Source organism: Ahrensia sp. 13_GOM-1096m (assembly GCF_000620605.1).
In the GTDB taxonomy this organism is placed as follows: Bacteria; Pseudomonadota; Alphaproteobacteria; order Rhizobiales; family Rhizobiaceae; genus Ahrensia; species Ahrensia kielensis.
Genome location: NZ_JIAX01000015.1, coordinates 50,280 through 69,516, shown reverse-complemented (window position 1 = coordinate 69,516; position 19,237 = coordinate 50,280). Strand labels below are relative to the sequence as shown.

Annotated in this window: 18 protein-coding genes and 1 pseudogene; 10 read left to right on the top strand and 9 right to left on the bottom strand. The window is 48.7% G+C overall.

The features are described from left to right. Positions 1-95: 95 nt before the first annotated feature. From N530_RS0113600 to N530_RS0113590, 3 genes are all read left to right on the top strand, one after another. Positions 96-4,538, top strand: a complete 4,443-nt coding sequence (locus N530_RS0113600; RefSeq protein WP_081773978.1) for a strawberry notch-like NTP hydrolase domain-containing protein — start codon at positions 96-98, stop codon at positions 4,536-4,538. After that, entirely contained in the window at positions 4,535-5,575 is a 1,041-nt protein-coding gene (locus tag N530_RS0113595) for a toprim domain-containing protein (protein WP_026481138.1), read from the top strand. The genes N530_RS0113600 and N530_RS0113595 overlap by 4 nt, the downstream gene beginning before the upstream one ends. A 303-nt stretch (positions 5,576-5,878) precedes the next feature. After that, positions 5,879-6,787, top strand: coding sequence for a DUF2493 domain-containing protein (locus N530_RS0113590; RefSeq protein ID WP_051540980.1), 909 nt, complete (start codon positions 5,879-5,881; stop codon positions 6,785-6,787). A gap of 186 nt (positions 6,788-6,973) precedes the next feature. On the opposite strand, the gene N530_RS0113585 is transcribed toward N530_RS0113590, so the two are convergent. The 5 genes from N530_RS0113585 to N530_RS0113560 all read right to left on the bottom strand — a co-directional run bounded on the left by N530_RS0113585 (position 6,974) and on the right by N530_RS0113560 (position 10,944). Continuing rightward, positions 6,974-8,311: an MFS transporter gene (locus N530_RS0113585; RefSeq protein WP_026481136.1), complete on the bottom strand. Its 1,338-nt coding sequence runs from the start codon at positions 8,309-8,311 to the stop codon at positions 6,974-6,976. A 106-nt stretch (positions 8,312-8,417) separates the two neighbouring features. Beyond that, positions 8,418-9,140 carry a hypothetical protein gene (locus N530_RS0113580; RefSeq protein WP_026481135.1) on the bottom strand — a complete coding sequence of 241 codons (723 nt, stop codon included), beginning with the start codon at positions 9,138-9,140 and terminating at the stop codon, positions 8,418-8,420. An 11-nt stretch (positions 9,141-9,151) separates the two neighbouring features. Next, positions 9,152-9,895, bottom strand: coding sequence for a HupE/UreJ family protein (locus N530_RS0113575; protein WP_035267191.1), 744 nt, complete (start codon positions 9,893-9,895; stop codon positions 9,152-9,154). A gap of 50 nt (positions 9,896-9,945) precedes the next feature. Continuing rightward, positions 9,946-10,338, bottom strand: a complete 393-nt coding sequence (locus tag N530_RS18200) for a hypothetical protein (protein WP_155852008.1) — start codon at positions 10,336-10,338, stop codon at positions 9,946-9,948. Positions 10,339-10,539: 201 nt separating this feature from the next. After that, positions 10,540-10,944, bottom strand: coding sequence for a multicopper oxidase domain-containing protein (locus N530_RS0113560; protein ID WP_247869205.1), 405 nt, complete (start codon positions 10,942-10,944; stop codon positions 10,540-10,542). A 69-nt stretch (positions 10,945-11,013) separates the two neighbouring features. Here N530_RS0113560 and N530_RS19545 point away from each other — a divergent pair. Both N530_RS19545 and N530_RS0113555 read left to right on the top strand, forming a co-directional pair. Continuing rightward, positions 11,014-11,097: pseudogene (locus tag N530_RS19545) on the top strand (TetR family transcriptional regulator); the annotation flags it as partial. After that, the gene (locus N530_RS0113555; protein WP_026481131.1) at positions 11,098-11,499 is read left to right on the top strand and encodes a hypothetical protein; all 402 of its coding nucleotides are present in this window, start codon (positions 11,098-11,100) and stop codon (positions 11,497-11,499) included. A 75-nt stretch (positions 11,500-11,574) separates the two neighbouring features. Here N530_RS0113555 and N530_RS0113550 read toward each other — a convergent pair whose 3' ends face one another. After that, positions 11,575-11,985, bottom strand: a complete 411-nt coding sequence (locus N530_RS0113550; protein WP_026481130.1) for a helix-turn-helix domain-containing protein — start codon at positions 11,983-11,985, stop codon at positions 11,575-11,577. Between the two features lie 72 nt (positions 11,986-12,057). Here N530_RS0113550 and N530_RS0113545 point away from each other — a divergent pair, with 72 nt between their 5' ends. The 5 genes from N530_RS0113545 (at position 12,058) to N530_RS0113525 (ending at position 16,840) form a co-directional block, all read left to right on the top strand. After that, complete coding sequence (locus N530_RS0113545) at positions 12,058-12,516, top strand: isoprenylcysteine carboxylmethyltransferase family protein (RefSeq protein ID WP_026481129.1); 459 nt, start codon at positions 12,058-12,060, stop codon at positions 12,514-12,516. After that, positions 12,516-13,079 (top strand): isoprenylcysteine carboxylmethyltransferase family protein, encoded by a 564-nt coding sequence (locus tag N530_RS0113540; RefSeq protein WP_051540963.1) that lies wholly within the window; start codon positions 12,516-12,518, stop codon positions 13,077-13,079. Before N530_RS0113545 ends, N530_RS0113540 begins: the two co-directional genes overlap by 1 nt. A gap of 192 nt (positions 13,080-13,271) precedes the next feature. Continuing rightward, positions 13,272-15,482 (top strand): heavy metal translocating P-type ATPase, encoded by a 2,211-nt coding sequence (locus N530_RS0113535; RefSeq protein WP_026481127.1) that lies wholly within the window; start codon positions 13,272-13,274, stop codon positions 15,480-15,482. Positions 15,483-15,535: 53 nt separating this feature from the next. Further along, a complete protein-coding gene (locus N530_RS0113530; RefSeq protein WP_247869204.1) occupies positions 15,536-16,069 on the top strand; it encodes a DUF411 domain-containing protein in 534 nt (177 codons plus the stop codon). A gap of 39 nt (positions 16,070-16,108) precedes the next feature. Then, positions 16,109-16,840, top strand: coding sequence for a heparan-alpha-glucosaminide N-acetyltransferase (locus N530_RS0113525; protein WP_026481125.1), 732 nt, complete (start codon positions 16,109-16,111; stop codon positions 16,838-16,840). Between the two features lie 8 nt (positions 16,841-16,848). Here the strand turns inward: N530_RS0113525 and N530_RS0113520 are convergent, their stop codons facing one another. The 3 genes from N530_RS0113520 to N530_RS0113510 form a co-directional block, all read right to left on the bottom strand. Continuing rightward, entirely contained in the window at positions 16,849-17,850 is a 1,002-nt protein-coding gene (locus N530_RS0113520) for a murein L,D-transpeptidase family protein (RefSeq protein WP_035267187.1), read from the bottom strand. Positions 17,851-17,899: 49 nt separating this feature from the next. Next, positions 17,900-18,568, bottom strand: a complete 669-nt coding sequence (locus tag N530_RS0113515; protein ID WP_026481123.1) for a L,D-transpeptidase — start codon at positions 18,566-18,568, stop codon at positions 17,900-17,902. Positions 18,569-18,643: 75 nt separating this feature from the next. Continuing rightward, positions 18,644-19,204 carry a L,D-transpeptidase gene (locus tag N530_RS0113510; RefSeq protein ID WP_035267185.1) on the bottom strand — a complete coding sequence of 187 codons (561 nt, stop codon included), beginning with the start codon at positions 19,202-19,204 and terminating at the stop codon, positions 18,644-18,646. Positions 19,205-19,237 lie beyond the last annotated feature (33 nt).

Genomic DNA, 19,237 nt, shown 5'->3' with positions numbered 1-19,237 from the left:
AAGAGCAAGAGGAAGAATGGGAGGGGTGAACCCTCCTGAAGTGAGAGCAGAGTGCTCTGCGGGCGGGTTGAAACCTGAACCTAAGGAGAAACGCCATGAACGCTCGTCCCCTACCAACAATGCTGCCGGTCGGTGCCCAAATCGACAAGGACGCAAATTCAAATGAAAGCCCTTTGAGGTTTGAAAGACCATCAGACGCAGACTGTCTGATATCAGCGGCAGAACTGCTGCTGCCGATCCTTGAGACCGGCAAGCCATTTGATGCCAAGCTCTTGCGAGCCTCCATGGAAGATGCCTTTGGCGCATCCGATACCGAAGGGGCTTGGGTTTGGAAAGATGCCTATGAGGCCGTTGAAATAGCGAAAGTCATGATGTTGGCTCGATACGGACCGGCCATGAAGCGCCAAGCAGGAACAGCTTCGGCATTTCTGACTATGATCCAGAAACTCGCAGCGCTCGCGCCCACGCACACAAAGCGCTCAGAAGACAGCCAGAAACTTCAACAATTCTCGACGCCCCTTCCCCTGTCAGCCATCGCTGCTGAAGCTGCCGACATTCAATCATCAGATCTGATTTTAGAGCCATCGGCCGGTACGGGCATGTTGGCCATTTTCGGCCAAATCGCAGGCGCTAAACTTGCCCTCAATGAGTTTGCCGAAACCCGAAGTGACATTCTGGCGAATCTATTTCCAAACGCATCTAGCAGCAGCCATGACGCTGCCAATATTGATGACCGACTGGATCGCTCCATTCGGCCCTCCATCATCTTGATGAACCCTCCCTTCTCAGCAGCACCAAATGTGGATGGACGTTTCAAGCAAGCAACCAGCCAGCATGTTCTATCTGCATTGTCGCGTTTGGCCGAAGGCGGACGCATGGTCTTGATAAGCGGCGCCGGGTTCAATCCATCAACCAAGTCATTCATGCAGACATTCGAGCGCATCGCGGAGACTTCGAACATTGTCTTCTCAGCTCCGATTGCAGGCAAAGTCTTTGCCAAACATGGGACTACAATCGATACGCGTCTTACTGTAATCGATAAGCGCAAACAGGGGGATCCTGGTTCATCGATCAATCCAGAAGCTTTCCTGCCGATCTGTGATACGGCGGAAGACTTGCTCGAGGCTGTCTGCGCTCATTGCCCCAAACGAATTGTTTCGAACGGTGTCAAATCTGCCTCATCCCATCAGGTCGCAAAACCATCTGTTCTTTCTATTCGTGATGCTGCTCGTAAAGAAACCCAAGCGCTGGCAGCCGAAAGGGCAAAACATCCATTCGACAGCGCTGAAACAATTACCCTGGATTATTTACCAAAGGTCTGGACCGGTCCGGCAGGTTCCATGACCGATGCCGTCTATGAAGACTATCAACTACAAGCCTTCTCAATCGAGGGCGCATCACAACATCCAACGGCCCTCGTCCAATCCGCTGCCATGGCGTCCGTTGCGCCGCCTCTTCCAAAGCACCGACCGGTTCTACCGCAATCCATCATCGATGATGGCGTACTTTCCGGTCCCCAATTGGAAAGCGTCATCTATGCCGGCGATGCCCATGCCACCCATCTCAAAGGTCGTTTCAAACATGGGGAGATTGAGGGTCAGCTGATTGCGGCGCGTGAAGATGATGAAGCCACGTTTCAACTCCGAAAGGGGTGGTTTTTGGGTGATGGTACAGGCTGCGGCAAAGGCAGACAGGTCGCCGGTATCATTCTTGATAATTGGATGAACGGTCGCAAACGCGCCGTTTGGATATCCAAATCAGACAAGCTTCTTGAAGATGCAGTGCGCGATTGGATGGCTTTGGGTGGCCGTGAAAGTGACATCGTTCCACTCGCCAAGTTCAGGCAAGGCTCGGACATCAAACTCAAAGAAGGCATTCTTTTTGTGACTTATGCCACACTACGCTCGGCGGAACGTCAGCACGACGGTGTGGTCAAAGCGTCGCGCCTGTCTCAAGTCGTTGATTGGCTGGGTGAAGATTTCGATGGCGTGATCGCCTTCGATGAAGGCCATGCAATGGCCAATGCTGCTGGTGAAAAGTCAGATCGGGGCGATAAGAAAGCATCACAACAAGGCATCGCAGGTTTAGCGCTTCAAAACAAAGTACCAGACGCGCGTGTTGTCTATGTTTCTGCAACAGGCGCTACAGTGGTCGGCAATCTTGCCTATGCATCCCGTCTCGGCCTGTGGTCGACCGGGGACTTCCCATTTGCGACACGGGCCGAATTCGTCTCGTCCATGGAGGCTGGCGGAATTGCGGCCATGGAAATGATCTCCCGCGATCTAAAAGCTCTGGGCCTCTACCTTGCCCGCTCGCTCTCCTATGCTGGCGTTGAATATGAAATGCTCGTCCATGAGCTAAATCCTGCGCAGGTTGAAATCTATGACAGCTACGCCGAGGCGTTTCAGGTCATTCACAACAATCTGGAAGCAGCGCTGAAAGCATCCGGCATTTCGTCTGAAACCGGTACGCTGAACCCACAAGCCAAATCAGCAGCAAGGTCAGCTTTTGAAAGTAACAAACAGCGGTTCTTTAATCACCTCATCACGGCCATGAAATGTCCGACGATTATCAAGGCAATCGAAGATGATCTGGCAGCTGGGCATTCTGCAGTCGTTCAAGTCGTCTCGACCAGTGAGGCTTTGATGGAGCGCCGCCTTGCTGAAATCCCAGCATCAGAATGGCACGACCTTCATGTCGATATCACGCCGCGCGAATATGTCATGGATTACCTCACCCACTCATTTCCAACTCAGCTGTTTGAGCCGTTTACAGATGAAAATGGCGATCTGCGGTCACGACCTGCATGCGATGAGATGGGCAATCTTATCATCTGCCGCGAAGCTGAACGCCGACGTGATGAACTCTTGGAGAAACTGGGTTCCCTTGCCCCAGTGCAGGGCGCTCTCGATCAAATCCTTTGGCATTTCTCAACAGATACCGTCGCAGAAGTAACAGGTCGCAAGCGCCGCATCATCAAGACACAAGACAACCGATTGAAAGTCGAGAACAGACCAGCTTCCTCCAATCTTGGAGAAACCCAAAGCTTCATGGCTGACAACAAACGCATTCTGATCTTCTCTGATGCAGGTGGAACGGGGCGATCATACCACGCTGATTTAGGCGCAAAGAACCAAAGGCTCCGCGTTCATTATTTGCTGGAACCAGGCTGGAAGGCTGACAATGCCATCCAAGGTCTTGGACGCACCAACAGAACCAACCAAGCGCAACCGCCACTCTTTCGCCCCTGCGCCACCAACGTCAAAGGCGAGAAGCGCTTTCTTTCAACGATTGCGCGCCGTCTCGATACGCTGGGCGCAATAACCAAAGGCCAGCGTGAGACGGGCGGACAGAACATGTTTCGCGCAGAAGACAATCTTGAAAGTGCTTATGCGCGCAAAGCCCTTAGACAGTTCTTCTATCAATTGAGAGCTGGTAAAGTTGGTGCCTGTTCCTATAACAAATTCCAAGACATGACCGGTCTTACGCTGGATGATGCTGATGGGTGCATGAAAGAAAACCTGCCGCCCATTCAGCAGTTCCTCAATCGGTGTCTGGCTCTGACAATTTCAATGCAAGACGCCATCTTTGAAGCCTTTGGAATGTTCCTCGAAGCCATCATCGACGACGCGCGCAAAGCCGGAACGCTCGATATTGGCTTGGAGACTTTGCGGGCAGAAAAATTCGAAATCATCGAACGCAAGGTGATCTTTGAGCATCCAAGCACCGGTGCAAGCGCCACAGCGCTGACTGTCGAGCGCACTGATCGCAATCATCCTTTGAGTTTGGAGAAGGTCAAAAACTACTGTGGGGGCGGGAAGGATGTGGCCCTTTATTGGAACAAGACGTCTAAACGGGCAGCGCTGATGACCAAGGCGCCAGCCTTCATGGATGAAGACGGTCAACCAATTTTGCGTGTTGAACTGTTGCGACCCATGGCAAACGAATTGTTCGAACTGACCGAGTTTCTCAAATCCAATTGGGAAGAAGTCGATGACAAGTTGTTTGAGGCGCTCTGGCAACAAGAAGTTGATGATGTTCCTGAATTTACAACATCTCAGATCACGCTCATTTGTGGATTGCTTCTGCCGATTTGGGACAAACTCCCCGCGGATAATATGCGCATCTATCGGTTGGAAGCGGAAGTTGGCGCTGGAACCAAAGCTCGTACTAAAGAACGCGCCATCGGCCGCCTCGTCACGCAAGATCAGCTGATCAATGTCTATACGCGGCTTGGCCTCGATTGCGAATTCAAGATGGAACCATCCGATGTCGTCAAAGCCGTCATGGACCAACGAAACAGCTTAACCCTCATAAGTGGAAGTTCGTTGCGTAGATCTTTGGTTATGGGGCAACCTCGATTGGAATTGGTGTATGCAAACTCATCAGTTCTTGCGGAGTTCAAAACCATGGGCTGCTTTACAGAAATGATCCAATGGAAAACGCGCTTGTTTGTTCCTTTGAATGATCACGAACCGCTCGCCCGTATTCTCGAAAAACATCCTGTTGGAAATCAGACAACGGGTGCAGCCGCATGAATGAGCAAACAACATTCCAAAAAACCGATCTTGGTGATCTATCGCGCGATCTGGCAAATCGCGCGGAAGCCTTTTGCCAGCACTATTTCCCAGATGGACGTAAACAAGGAAACTATTGGCAGATCGGTGATACCAGTGGTGCTTCCGGCCAAAGTCTAGCGGTTCGCTTGCAGGACAATGCGGGGCGCAAAGCCGGCAACTGGACGGATTATGCAAGCGGTGAATTCGGCGATCTACTAGACCTCTTACACGAAAATCTTGGATCATCACGCTTTGCTGATACTATTCAAGAAGCCCGTTCATTTTTGGGCGAAACACCATCGGAACCAAATCGGGCCACAACACAAAGTCCAGCTGAAGCATCAAACAAACGCATCGCCCAGGCGCGTAAATTGTTTGAATATGGCAAGCCTACTTTTAGAACATTGGCGTCCGCATATCTGCTCAATAGGGGCATCAATCGGTTTGGTCCAGCATTGCGATATCATCCTTCCGTTTTTGTTCGTGTTGGAAATGACGAGGATGCTGAGCTTGAAAAACGCCCGGCCCTGCTCGGAAAAATCACGGACAATAATGGCATCATCACAGGTGTTGCCCGCACATTCCTAAATCCGCAAACCAAGCGTGTTGCAGATATGGAAAGCCCCAAACGCATTCTTGGCCAGCTCCATGGCAATGCCATTCGCTTCGGTAAAGGGGCCTATCGGCAAGATTTGATCGCAGGAGAAGGATTAGAAAATATCCTCTCTGTTGGAACCGCCTTGCCAGACTCAGATGTCGTCTCTTGCCTAACGGCCAATCATCTGGGGATGTTCATTCCGCCAAAATCGATCAAGCGCCTTTGGATCGCCCGCGATAACGATAAGGCAGGCGAAGAAGCATCCGCCAGATTACGAAAACGAGCTGAACACTTGGGCATTTGGTGTGGTGATCTTGTGCCAAAGCTAGATGATTTCAACAAAGATCTGGTGGACTATGGTGTCGAACGTCTACGCCTGTATTTGCAAAATTCCATGAAGGAACAAGCAGAAGCCTGAACGAGTTAGCTGTCGTATGAATGTTTGTGACAGCATCGGCAGTTCCAAAGCCCCTGACCCATTCCGTTTGGATTTCACAAGGCGATGAACCCATGGGTCGGTGGCAGGGGCCGCCTCACCCGGTTTGCAATGGCAGCACTTCACAAAATTCCCCTAGCCGAATGCGGCTATTCCTCGCGCAGCAATTTTCTGCATTCCTACCATTCTTCGCTTCGCTACGATCCTTCAGATGCAGACCGTTCGCCACAGGTTCTTTATCGCCTCATCCAAATCGGAATAGGTCAGAGACAGGAACTTCAGATCATGCAGTCACAAACGCATAACTCACAAATAAGCCAAACCGCTCAGATCCTAGATCATTTAGCGCTTCATGGAGCCAAACCAGAAGAAGGCGAAACCGATCACCGCCCGCTTCCGCAATTTGATCAAAGCGAACTCGCGATTAGTACCCTCTTCGACACAATTCTAAGCCTGTTGTCTGAAAGCCAGCTTGAAGATGATCTGGAAGAAATGCTCTGGTCACTCACCAACATATTCCATCGCAGACAAACCCATCTGAAAAAACGGTTCGATGACAATGAGTTGGAATTACGCGACATGATTGATGCGCAAGATGGTTCCGAAGTGAAATCAGGTGAGCTTGAGCGACTGCAATCCATCGCAACCAAACTGTGGGAACACTCTTGTGCCTACGAAGAAATGCGGGATCTGGCAGCCCAGCAATTCAGCGCACAGACTGGTTCAGTCTGGTTGCCAAGAACAGGTTCGAAGGTTTCACACCGTGGTCTCACAGCATCTGTCGTGGATAGCAAATCATATCTGAAGGCAAAACGCCGCAAAGAAACTGAAACGCTATGTCCGGAGGGAACGCGGATCGCATTCTCCGGCGGAGATTTCCAAGATCATGAAGCAATTTGGTCGGTACTTGATGCAACCAAAGAGAAGTATTCAGACATGATCCTACTGCATGGTGGAACGCCAAAAGGAGCAGAACTCATTGCAGCTAAATGGGCCGTCACACGAAACGTTACGCAAGTTGTCTTCAAGCCAGACTGGAAAATTAATGGAAAATCGGCACCGTTCAAACGCAATGACAAATTGCTGGAAACAATACCTCAAGGTCTTATCGCAACCCCTGGCACTGGTATCACAGAGAACTTGGTCGATAAGGCGCGAAAACTTGGAATTCGAATAAAGAGGATTGGGCTATAAAGTTCGTCTTAAAACATGACAGCAAGTGGAAGACAGACAAGCCTCGAAGGAGAAAGCAGTCGCCGCATGGTTTATTTTCTTAAATGATTGGAACTTGAACCTCTCAATAAAAACGCAGTCACAATCGGCGGTCAGGAATATCACCGTATTCTGTGGCGGCAAGGGAAAAGAAGGCTTTTGCAGCGATCACCCGTGAGTAGGCCATGCGCGATGTTCGTCGTCAATTACGAATAGATGGCGATGAGGTTTTCCATCGGTTCGAAATTCGCGCAAATGTGGATGATCAGGCGGAAGATCGCTATGGTCATGAACGAGCTCTTTGGTGTCCGTGGATGGCCAGATGAAAAACGCGGTAATTGACCCCACCAAAGCAATAAGTCCTAAAATCATCATTGCCACGGGTAGGCCAAATGCCTGACCTGCCCATCCTGCGATTGGATAGGTCAGAAGCCAGCAAGCATGGGACAACGCAAATTGTGCCGAGAAGATTGACGGTCTATCTTCAGCGTGTGCAGAGTTTCTAAGCAATCGGCCTGAAGGTGTCAGGATTGCTGCATACAGCATTCCGCTCAGTGCCCATGTCGTCAATAATAATCCCCATGGTAGGAATCCACTTATCGAAGTGTATAGCGCATGGCCAATGGTGAGAACGGTCAGAGCAAGCCCAGCAGTTAGCATTACCGTTCGGTCTGAGATAAACTCCAATAGTTGGGGGAGCAAAAGCGCGGTGAACATTGAGCCACCTCCAAACGCCATGAGTGCGTAGGCGACATCGGTTTGCGTTTTACCATAGGTAGACATTACGATCACAACGGTGTTCACGATTATAAAGGCACCCGCTGCGGCCGCCGCCAAATTTAGACAAAGCAGTCCTCTTAGACGTGGGGTTGCTAAATAGATACGCGTCCCTCTGGTAAGGCGCTCAAAAAACGGTCTGGCTTTTTTGTTCTCTGAGAGAGATGGAATGCTCACGGCAGAAACAAGCGCTGCAGAAGCAATAAAGCCGATTATAGTACCGCCAAAGAGCCAATGATAACTCACAAAAGTAAGCAAGAGGCCAGCCAGCGCAGGGCTAATCAAGTTTTCAAGATCATAGGCTAACCGCGATAGGGACAGGGCTTTTGTATAATCTTTCTCGTCCTTCAAAATATCAGGAATGATCGCCTGAAATGCGGGAGTGAACGTGGCCGATGCAGCCTGAAGAATAAAAATCAGCACATAGATTTGCCAAACGGCATCGATGAACGGCAAGAATAACGCAACCGATGCTCGAACTAAATCAGCGCCAATCAATACTGCTTTACGCGGGAGCTTTTCAGAAACGGCGTTGGCTAGTGGTGCAAGACAGACATAGGCAATCATTTTGATGGCGAATGCTGTTCCCAGTACCGCTCCTGCTTTGTCGCCTGCCAGATCGAATGCAAGCAGGCCGAGCGCTACGGTCAAAAGGCCAGTCCCCAATAGGGCAATGATCTGCGCCGAAAACAGGCGTGCATATGTTGGATGTTTAAGAACGTCGATCATGATATCTCGCTAGCTTGAGCGCCCATGAAAACCAATCAAAGGCGCTCGTAGAGGGTTGTTCTGGCATTCTCATAAGACCATATCCCGATGTGCTAGGGACAAAAAGCTAAGCTGTTCGCTTGAGCTCCACATAGTTGCCCTTAGTGCGCAATGTGAGTGTTACAGGTTCTTCGCTTCGGTTGCGCCAAAACCAGCCATGGTTACCGCTGAAAGCAGCCTCAAGAGTACCTGACTGTTCCGGAACTGCACGGCCCCGCTCATAGGATATAGAGTTGCCATCACCATCTCCATGCGTGTCGAAGTTAAGAACACCACCATTTGCGGTCCACTCAAATTCAGCTGTTTTGCCTTGCTCCATAACGAGTTTGTATTCTACACCCTCGCCAGGCTGAAGCGTGATAGATATATCGTCTTGCCAGCCCGATGGAGCTACTGGCTCAGGCGCGATCACCTGTGGCAACACGGCGATTTGTTCCTCTATCGCAGCCTGTGTCGCTGTATCTTGGCGCGTAGCCAAGAGTTGGCGGATTTCCGTCAATTGGCGTTCGATAGAGACCATTCGCTGTTCACCGATAGCAAGATTAGTGACCGGTGTGTTTGCGTTGGCCTGACGGTCTGCCTCGGCTTCATCCGCAAGCTGCTGTCTTATTTCTCCCATTTCTCTGAGGTTAAGCATCTTGCCAACGCCTGTTGGATCGACTGCATACTCGGACGGGAGTACGATAGTGACAAGAATTGCCAATGCCGCGGCAAATGCGATGACTGTTGATCTGAAAAGCTGGCGCGATGATGGCAGCTCGGCGCGGGTTGGTATATCTGAATTGTACATCGTTATTCCTTTTAAGAATTAGTAGCTGCAAAAAAGCCTGTCAGGTGCATGCCGACGAGGATAAATCCCGCGGTCATCATCACGACATTGGCTGTGTAAGCGTGTTTCCAAAAGCTGCCCGACCGACGCCAATAGGTTATCGAAATCAGGATTGCTGCAAGAGCTAGAAGCTGCCCGACCTCGACACCGATGTTGAAGGCGATCAGGTTTGTGAGCAGGCCATCTTGTGCGATTTCATAGTCCTGCACTTTGGTCGCCAGGCCAAAGCCATGAAACAGGCCAAAGATTAGTGTCGCAGCCTTGGTATTGGGCTGGAAACCAAACCAACGCTGATATGCGCCCATGTTATCGAGGGCTTTATAGACGACCGAAAGGCCGATGATTGCATCAATAATATATGAGCTCATGGTGATGTTGTAATAAACACCAAGGATCATCGTCGTTGAGTGCCCGATAGCAAACAAAGTCACGTATATGCCGATATGCTTCATCCTATAGAGGAAGAAGATAACCCCTGCCAAAAACAGCAGGTGGTCATATCCCGTAATCATGTGCTTGGCTCCCAAATACATGAACGGAATGAATTTCACACCCGAGATTTCTTGAATGTAGCCCTTGTCACCTTCTGTGACAGCGTGGGCCCAAGCGACTTGTTCCATGAGCGGAAGAATGGCCAGAACGAGCAATATAACTAGAGGAAGCCGCCACAAAGCGAACTGCTTAAATGGCAACCCCTCACGAAGTAAGTTGTGCATGTTATTTCCTATTTCTCTGTTAGATATTTTGACTGCAATGGCAACCGAGATCAGATTAAAGAAATAGATTTCGGAGGGCGATCTAGTCTAGCCAAAGCACCAAGTTCATTTGATTGTGGAATCTCGATGAAGTGGATACGAGCCGTTTCTGGCCCAGTTGAATAGAAATCTGCTAAAAGATGGGGCGTTTCATGAGAATGATCCGCAGGGTTGTGGCCATGGTCATGGCTAGCGCGCTGCTCTTCAATCTCACCGTCATCATGACTATGGCCATGATCACCGACTTCAACCGACAACTCAGCATGTCTAGTTTGTTCGGCCAGTTCTGCGTTTACGGGCAAATGTGAGACCGAAACGCTTACAGCAGAAATCAGCATTCCAAGCGTCAATGCGAGCGCAAGGAACAATCTAGATAATTTGCTGAGAGCGAAATTTTTCATCATTAACAAATAATATACAATAGCTTAACGAACCATTGAAGTCTTTTTCTCGATTTGTCGCATAAGATAAATGTTTAGAACTTTGCGCAGATCCACTTTTTAAAATGGCTTTCAAGTTCAATAAAATGAGCAGTTTAGATGATGCAAATAGTTGTTGGAAAATACAAGCTAATGACCAAATTTGATTTTCACCGGAAGTCGGCATCACGACACTGTAAATTGACCCATCATACCTCGATCCTCGTGTTCAAGAATATGGCAATGATAGATGAATGGGTTTTCCTGACTTGTCGGCATATCAAACTTAACTAGCAATTCGGTGACTCCGTCCACAATGACGGTATCTTTCCAACCGAGGCTTTCTGGTTTCGGCTTGCCACTATTTTCGCTCAGCACTTGAAAAGCGACACCATGAATATGAAACGGATGAGCAAGCATTGAAGTTGAAACAATCCATTTTTCGACTGTGCCGAGTTTGATGCTCAAATCCATACGAGACATATCAAAGCTCTGACCGTTGATGCCCATGTTTGACATCATACCGTCGCCCATCATGCCATCACCCATCATGCCCCCTGGCCCGGTGTTTGTTTCACCTGCTGAGATCATTGTCATGGAGTTCCCGTTGCCAAAATCAACAAGTAGCTCTGCGCGCTCGCCAGGAGAAAGCCGAAGCGTATCAATGGCTCTTGTGCCGTTGCGCAGCGAGCCGGGGTATCTGTCAGATCGCTATATCAATTTTTTCCTGGAAAAGAGGCCATCTTGGCAGCATTGGTTCGTGATATGCGCAGATATATGCTTTCGGATTTGATTTCAGCTCAACGATCTGCCGACATAAATAATTTGTCTGAAGTGATTAGCGCATTGGTGAATGCAAGCATTAAACATCATCTGCGCACACCAGAACTGACGGAAATATTAGAGCAAGCAGAAGCACAACTTCCAATGGATGCGGAAACGCAGGCTTTGAAATCAAATATGTTTCAACTTGTCTTAGGCGTGTTGAAACGCCACAAAATTGTTCAGGCAGAAACCGTTGCTCAGGATGTCATTGCAATGTGCCATGGTATGGTTGACGCTGCTATTGCAGCAGGTGAACGAGACTTCGATATTATTTCACACCGATTGAGATGCGCTGCCGTCAGTTATGTGAATTCTGACTAACAATACAAACAAACATTGCCATATCGAAACCATTTTAGAGGTCTGCGAGGCAACCTGAGCCTACTCGCCGTGTCATCAATGCTCAGTCTCACAAAGACCATGATCAGCAAGCGTTTCAATTACAGCGCAATCGGCGATATTGCCCGCACCGCATTTCGACAGCCGCTTTAGCTCTCGTTCCAGCCGTTTTAGTTTGGAAATCCTTTTCTGCACATCCGCAAGATGTTGTACGGCGATATTGTGCGCATCATGGCAAGGCTTTTCAGGATGTTGGCTCAAATTGAGTAAGTCTTTGATATCTTCAATGGAAAAGCCAAGATCACGGGAGTGCTGGATGAATGACAGACGGCTTAACCCGTCTTTCGTATATCGGCGTTGATTACCCTCAGAACGCTCTGGCGCGTCAATCAAACCCATTTCTTCATAATATCGGATAGTTGGAATTTTTACACCTGTCCGTTTGGAGAGTTCGCCAATTGAATACATTTAAAAAACCTCTTGAACCTATAGCTACTAGAGGGTTTATAAAGCGTGGGAATGAAATATGAAAGACTTTAAATGAGAATCCCTCCCGTTGCCCAACTGGCGTTCTGCTTCGCATTAGCGGGCAGTCTTAGTGCGTATATACCAATTTTGAATTTCTACTCACCAAACTGGCTAGTCGCTCTTGAAGTCCTTGCGGGAGTGGCATTCCTGCTGCCAGCCGTCTTTAGCTTCATACGGCATAAAACCACTGTAAACCCGCAATCACCCAATGATGCATCTACACTCGTGATCGATGGCATCTTCGGCATAAGCCGAAACCCAATGTATGTTGGCATGCTGCTTTTAGTGTTAGCCTTTGTACTTTGGCTGGGCGCACTGAGCTCATTCATCGCTGTTGCAATTTTTTACACCTCCATAGACCGATTTCAGATCCGCGATGAAGAGCGAAGTCTTCGCGAGAAGTTTGGCGAAGCATTTGACGAATATGCAGCACGCGTTCCGCGCTGGCTATTTTTTAAGAAAGGGGTTTGATGATGACCATTGAAATTTATATCGCTACTCTGGCCGCAGGATTGATAGCGGGCGCTTATATGCTTGGTATGCTGGTATTGTCCGCCATATACCCTGAAAAGCGAACTTGGCCACCTGAACATGCAACCAAAGCCATCAAATTTCGCGTCTGGTTGATGACTATTCTGATATTTGCCGCGGCCTTCGTGCTTGGTGCTTTAGATTGGAACCGCTTCGAGTGGCCTGCAGCAATTAGATGGGGCATCGGCGTGCCACTTATCGTATTAGGTAATATCGCTGTTTGGAATGGCGTATTTAAAATTGGTATGGATGCTACAAGTGGCGAAGCCACGGGACTTAAAACGGATGGCCTCTATCGCTGGTCTCGTAATCCACAATATGTTGCCGACATCACAATCTTGTTGGGTTGGGGAGTTTTGACAGCTTCGCTGTGGGCTTTACCTGTTCTAGCGATCGGCTTCGCGGTCTTGGCAGTTGCACCTTTTGCCGAAGAGCCATGGTTGGAAAAGGTCTATGGCGAAGATTATCGGTCATATCGATTGCGAGTACCGCGTTACATTTAGTCCAAAGAGATTGCTAAACTGGAATAGCCGCGCTCCGAAACTCTTGGGCGAAGCTAGTTTGAGCGGAACGACCGCCGGGACCCTGGTTCATAAGCGATCATTAAGTTCAGTCATTTTCGATTTTTTGCTTGAACCTCAAGCAGCTAGAGGTCGTAGAAATGGATGACATACCAAAAGTTGGAGAATTAGAATATGAAGTTGGAAAAATACGAGTGGACTGTCTCAGGTATGGACTGCGCCTCTTGCGCTTCCAAAATTACCAAAGCTGTCGAGCGATTGCCAGGCGTTGGCACGGTCAATATATCCATCATGTCAGAGAAACTGAAAGTTGATCTTGATAACGATGCGGGAAATCCTGAGGCAATTGAGAGCACAATTAAAAAGCTGGGCTATGGCGTAACCCGGCAGAAACAGGTCAACTCTAATTTAGTTGAAAATGCAGAAGCCCATGGCGAAGACCATGATCATGATGAACATTCAGATTCGGCACGGCATACGCATGATAAGCCCGAAGATCGCGGCAAGAACTGGTATCAAACAGCCAAGGGCCAATTGGTTATCGGCACCGGCCTCCTTCTCGCGATTGCTTGGGTCGTTGAGCTTAGTGCAGGTGCAGAACTAGGAAAATGGGGGTTTGTAGCAGCTTGTTTAATCGGGTTAATTCCGGTTGCGCGTAGAGCTTTTGCTGCTTTGGCAACGGGTCAATTTTTCACTATAGAAATGTTGATGACAATAGCTGCAACAGGCGCTTTGTTCATCGATGCTGCAGAAGAAGCCGCCCTGGTCGTGTTCCTGTTTGCTGTTGGCGAGCTACTTGAGGGTGTCGCTGCAAACAAAGCACGTGATGGCATTCGCGCGCTGGCGCAGTTGGTGCCGAAGACAGCCCTTCTTGAGATAGATGGAACGACAAAGGAAGTCCCTGTAGCAGCATTGAAGGTTGGTGAAATTGTCTTGGTGCGCCCAGGTGATCGCGTTCCTGCTGATGGTGAGATTATATCAGGGTTCGGCGGTTTAGATGAAAGTCCTGTCACCGGGGAAAGCATACCTGTTGCGAAAGAGCCTGGCGATGAAGTCTTCGCTGGATCCATCAACACGGACGCAGCTTTGCGGATAACTGTAACGAAAACGGCGCAAGACAATACGATATCTCGCATTATTCAGCTCGTAGAAGAAGCAGAGTCCGCTCGCGCACCGACCGAACGTTTTATTGATCGTTTCAGTCGCTGGTATATGCCTGCCATCGTTATCGCGTCCGCCCTTGTTATTGTCATCCCTCCCCTAGTTTTTGGAGAAGCATGGGATACATGGATTTATCGTGGTCTGGCTTTGCTTTTAATCGGCTGTCCATGCGCGCTCGTCATTTCAGTACCGGCTTCCATTGCTTCTGCTTTGTCATCTGGTGCGAAAAAAGGTCTCCTATTTAAAGGTGGCGCTGTTATTGAAGCAGCCGCGAAAACGGATAAAATTGCCTTTGATAAAACGGGCACCTTGACCTACGGCCGGCCTGCTGTGACCGACATTGTAAGGCTCGGTGATCACACAAACGATGTAATCTTGGAAATCGCTGCTGGCGTAGAAACGGGCTCCAGCCATCCTCTGGCAACAGCCATTTTGCAAAAGGCCGAAGCAGAAAACATATCCCTACCCCAATCTTCAGGCGCCAAAGCGCTGATGGGCAAGGGAGTGGAAGCAATAGTAAATGGCATACCAGCTTGGGTCACGAGCCCCAAATATGCACTTTCTAACAAGGTGATCAGCGACGAAGTAATGGAAATTGCAGCCTCTCACGAGAGGCAGGGCAAAACTGTCGTTGTAGTTTACCGGAAAAATGAACCGCTTGGCTTGATCGCCATGCGTGACGAACCGCGTAAAGACGCTCCTGACGCGATCGCTCAAATCAAGGAACTTGGCATAACCCCGATAATCTTGACTGGCGATAACGAGCGCACGGCTGCTGCAATTGCGGGTGGATTGGGGATGGAATTTCGCGCAGGAATGCTGCCGGAAGACAAGTTAGAGCATATCCGTACATTGAACCTTACCGGCAGTGTTATGATGATCGGTGACGGCATCAATGATGCACCTGCATTAAAGCAAGCAGCGGTAGGCGTCGCAATGGGATCGGGGACAGATGTAGCGCTCGAAACGGCCGACGCGGCGATTTTGCGAGACCGGGTTACTGACATACCAGCGATGATCCGTATGTCGCGTGCAACCATGGCCAATATCAGGCAAAATGTTGCTATAGCTCTCGGGTTGAAGGCTGTGTTTCTTGTAACAACCGTGCTCGGTATGACAGGACTCTGGATTGCAATTTTGGCGGATACGGGTGCGACTGTACTTGTGACGATAAATGCATTGAGACTGCTAGGATATAATCCATCTAAAAACGATGCCAACTAACAACGAGAAGCAGCAGATGTGGACACAAGATTTGAACTATGTTCTGAGATGTATTGGAGCATGCTATTTTAACTGCTCGCTGCAACAGCATTAGCTTAAGAAAAAAGGGCCTCGAAATGGTAATGACTCGACGTAGTTTGATTATGGGATCGGCAGCAGTCTTTTGTGTTTCTGCTACGAAAGCGGTGAGCAACACTTCGCCAAAGCTTCATGTCATCAAAGGTCGCGGTTGCGGTTGTTGTTCAGCTTGGGCTGATTTGCTTGCCGATCAAGGGTTTGAAGTGACTTCCGAAGAGCTGCATCCTGCAGACCTAATCCAATTGAAACTTAAAAAAGGTGTCCCGCAGGAGCTTGCCTCATGTCACACCGCAGAGATTGATGGCTATATAATTGAAGGCCATGTGCCTTCGGCAGATATTCGGAGATTGATTTCAGAACGCCCAGACGCGCTTGGCATCGGCGTAGCTGGCATGCCTTTTGGATCACCAGGAATGGGGACAGAGGACGAACGTGAACAATATGATGTCGTCTTATTCAAGATGGATAACACTACAGAGATATTCAATTCATATGACTCAGCGAACTAAAAAATATGTCGAAGTTTTGCTTGGATTATTTCCCTCCAAATGACAGATAAATCTGCACGGCTCGTCGAAGTCGACATAATACGTGGAATGGCAATCCTCGGCGTGGTTGCCTTTCACATCGTATGGGATCTCGAATTTACCGGATTTATTTCAGGCTTTGCCTTCCATCCAATTTGGCTGGGATTTGGTAACTTGTTGGCGGGAACTTTCATGTTTCTTGTGGGATGCAGCCTCGTCTTAGCGCACGCGCGAACTTTCAAAAAAAGGGCGTTTCTCAAACGGCTGCTAGTAGTCGCGTTGGCAGCGTTTGTTATTAGTGCAGTGACTTGGTTCGCATTCCCAAATAGTTTTATCTACTACGGAATCTTGCATGCCATCACCGTGGCGAGTTTGATTAGCTTTCTATTTCTAAAACTGCCCGTACTTTTGATCATATTTGCAGGAGTGATATCATTGCTACTTCCGCAATGGTTTAGCTTTGAAACTTTTGATACACGCTGGCTTGCATGGACTGGGCTTTATAACCTTGCCCCAAGCAGCAACGATTTTGTGCCACTTTTTCCGTGGGTTGGCCTCAGCATTTTAGGCGTTGCCTTTGCAAAATTCGTAAATTTGCCGAAACGAAGTAGTGCACTATCGTCAAAGACGAGAAACAACCCAATTGTGAAGTTTATCGCCTGGGCAGGACAAAAAAGCTTGCCAATTTACCTCCTACATCAACCGATACTCTTGGCGCTCATCATCCCGCTCTCGTGGCTATTTGTCGCCTAAATTCTCATTCATTTGGGTAAGAACGGATCGGACAATGCTGCCTTTGGCCTGCTGACGGGAACCTGAGTTGAGGATGTGCGCTTTGACAAAAAATCAGCTCCCTTCTGTGACAATATACTGCGATAAGTCGGGTGCATTCCGCCATCAGAATATGCGTAGGTTTTCGTGTATCCATCGTCCAACAGTGTTGCCACCTTGCTTAAGTCGTTGGCCGTCTTTGATGCCACCATTTCTGGTTCTGGTGCAAACGTCGGGCAGCTTCCCATGGCACTAGCGGGCAACTGCCCCTCTACGGGCGAGCCAAATCGATAACCTCCTTCGCAAAAGTTGAACTTGGGCGGCTGTTTAGTGACCTCGAAGTGATCATATCCTTTTTTTAAGTCCAGCCAGAAGTCATAATTTGGGTTGCTGCTATAAACTGCTAAGTTCTCCGGTTCCATTCGGAATGGATAGGACTGAACTTGAAACGCAGTTTGCCCGCCTTTGAGCGCATCACGTACAATAGAATATAGTTCTGCAACATATTCATCTGAGATCGCAAAACAGCCAGAAGACGAACAGGCTCCATGCACCATTAGTGCGGAGCCCGTATATCCTTTTGCCTTTTCAAGTTTGTTAGGAAACCCCAAATCGAAGGATAGGTAGAACTGCGAGTTGGGGTTAAGCCGGCTATAGTTTACCTCGTAAAACCCTTCAGGTGCTTGGCGATCACCCTCGGCCTTTTTGGGACCTAGCTGTCCAGACCACCGACACATTGGATACGTGCGCAGAAGTGCATACTTGCCCGTGCTATCTTGTTTCCAAAGCTCTAGTTCGCTTTCCTTTTTGAAAATTCTGACCAAAACAGGAGAGCTTATGGACATGCCTCTCTCACGCATGTCTGTTCTAGCTTTTGATGGAATAGAAACAGACCCCCGATTAGAAAGATCGAGTGTACTGCTCACACATCCTGATATAGCGGCGGTCGTTAACAGCAGCAGAGAAATACGCAGTCCGTTCCGAATATTCATATCAGATCGCCCTTTTTATGCACTGTAATCAGCTGCGTTATTAAACAAATCACAGTACAACAAGTCGATTTTTTCCGGACGCACGCCCATAGAGGTCAATGACATCATGGTTTATCATTCTGACACAACCGCTGGATACGGACTTCCCGATCGTCCAAAATTCCGGCGTGCCATGAATACGATAAAGTGTGTCTTTTCCATCTTGGAAAATGTAGAGCGCTCTTGCTCCCAAGGCATTGCCTAATCCTGGCGGCTGACCACCATTCGCCGCACTCCACTTTTCAAGTTCAGGCTGCCTTGCAATCATTTCTGCTGGCGGTGTCCACTTTGGCCACTTTTGTTTCCATTGAATTACGCCTTCTCCAGACCATTCGAAACCTTGACGCCCCAGGCCCACACCGTAGCGCATCGCCTTCCCATTTGGTTGCACCAAATGTAGGTAATATGACCTCGTATCAACAATGATTGTGCCAACAGGATATTTGGTGGGAAAACTCACCTCCCGGCGCCAAAACTTACTTGGAACACGGCCAAGATCGATCCCGGGAATAGGAAACCGTTCTTGAGGTAACGGGCCGTACATTGACTTATAATTTGCAGGAATACTCGGCTCACTTTTCACTGCCGGATCGACAGCGTCTGTGGTCGTTGAGCATGCGGCAAGCGGCATAATAGACAATGCAGCCGAACCGGTTAAAAATTGGCGTCTTTTAATCATGATATAAACTTTGAACTGTGCCGCAACCAACACCGAGGTTACGGCTATTAAATGAATTTTGATCGGTTCTAATGTCTAGGTAACAACTACTTGCGCCCCGAGTGAAACACGCTCGTATAAGTCTTCAACATGGGCGTTGATCATACGAATGCATCCATTAGAAACAGACTGACCGATTGACGAGGGCTGAGTGGTCCCATGAATTCGGTATAACGTGTCTCTTCCGTTTTTGTATAAATAGAGAGCTCTTGCGCCCAACGGATTTTTTGGTCCGCCAGGCACGCCACCAGCAAATTTTTCATATTTCTGTGGTTCGCGCTTGATCATGTTTTGAGTTGGCGTCCAACGTGGCCACTTTGCTTTTCGTGCAATAGTCGCATTACCTTTGAACCTAAGACCCGCGCGGCCTACCCCGATACCATAACGCCGCGCCTTACCGTTTCGAAGTTGAAGATAGAGAAAATGGTTTTTAGTATCGACCACGATAGTACCCGGCTTATAGCCAGAGTATTTTACGGTTTGTGGCCGATATTTAGAAGCTACATTGGCATCTTTTTCATGCGCAAACGCGCTGATTGGATTCAATGATAGTGTTGTTGCGGCTACGCCGCATAGAATAGATCTGCGAGAAAGCATTAAATGTCTCCAAAAGTAAATGAAAGTCATACG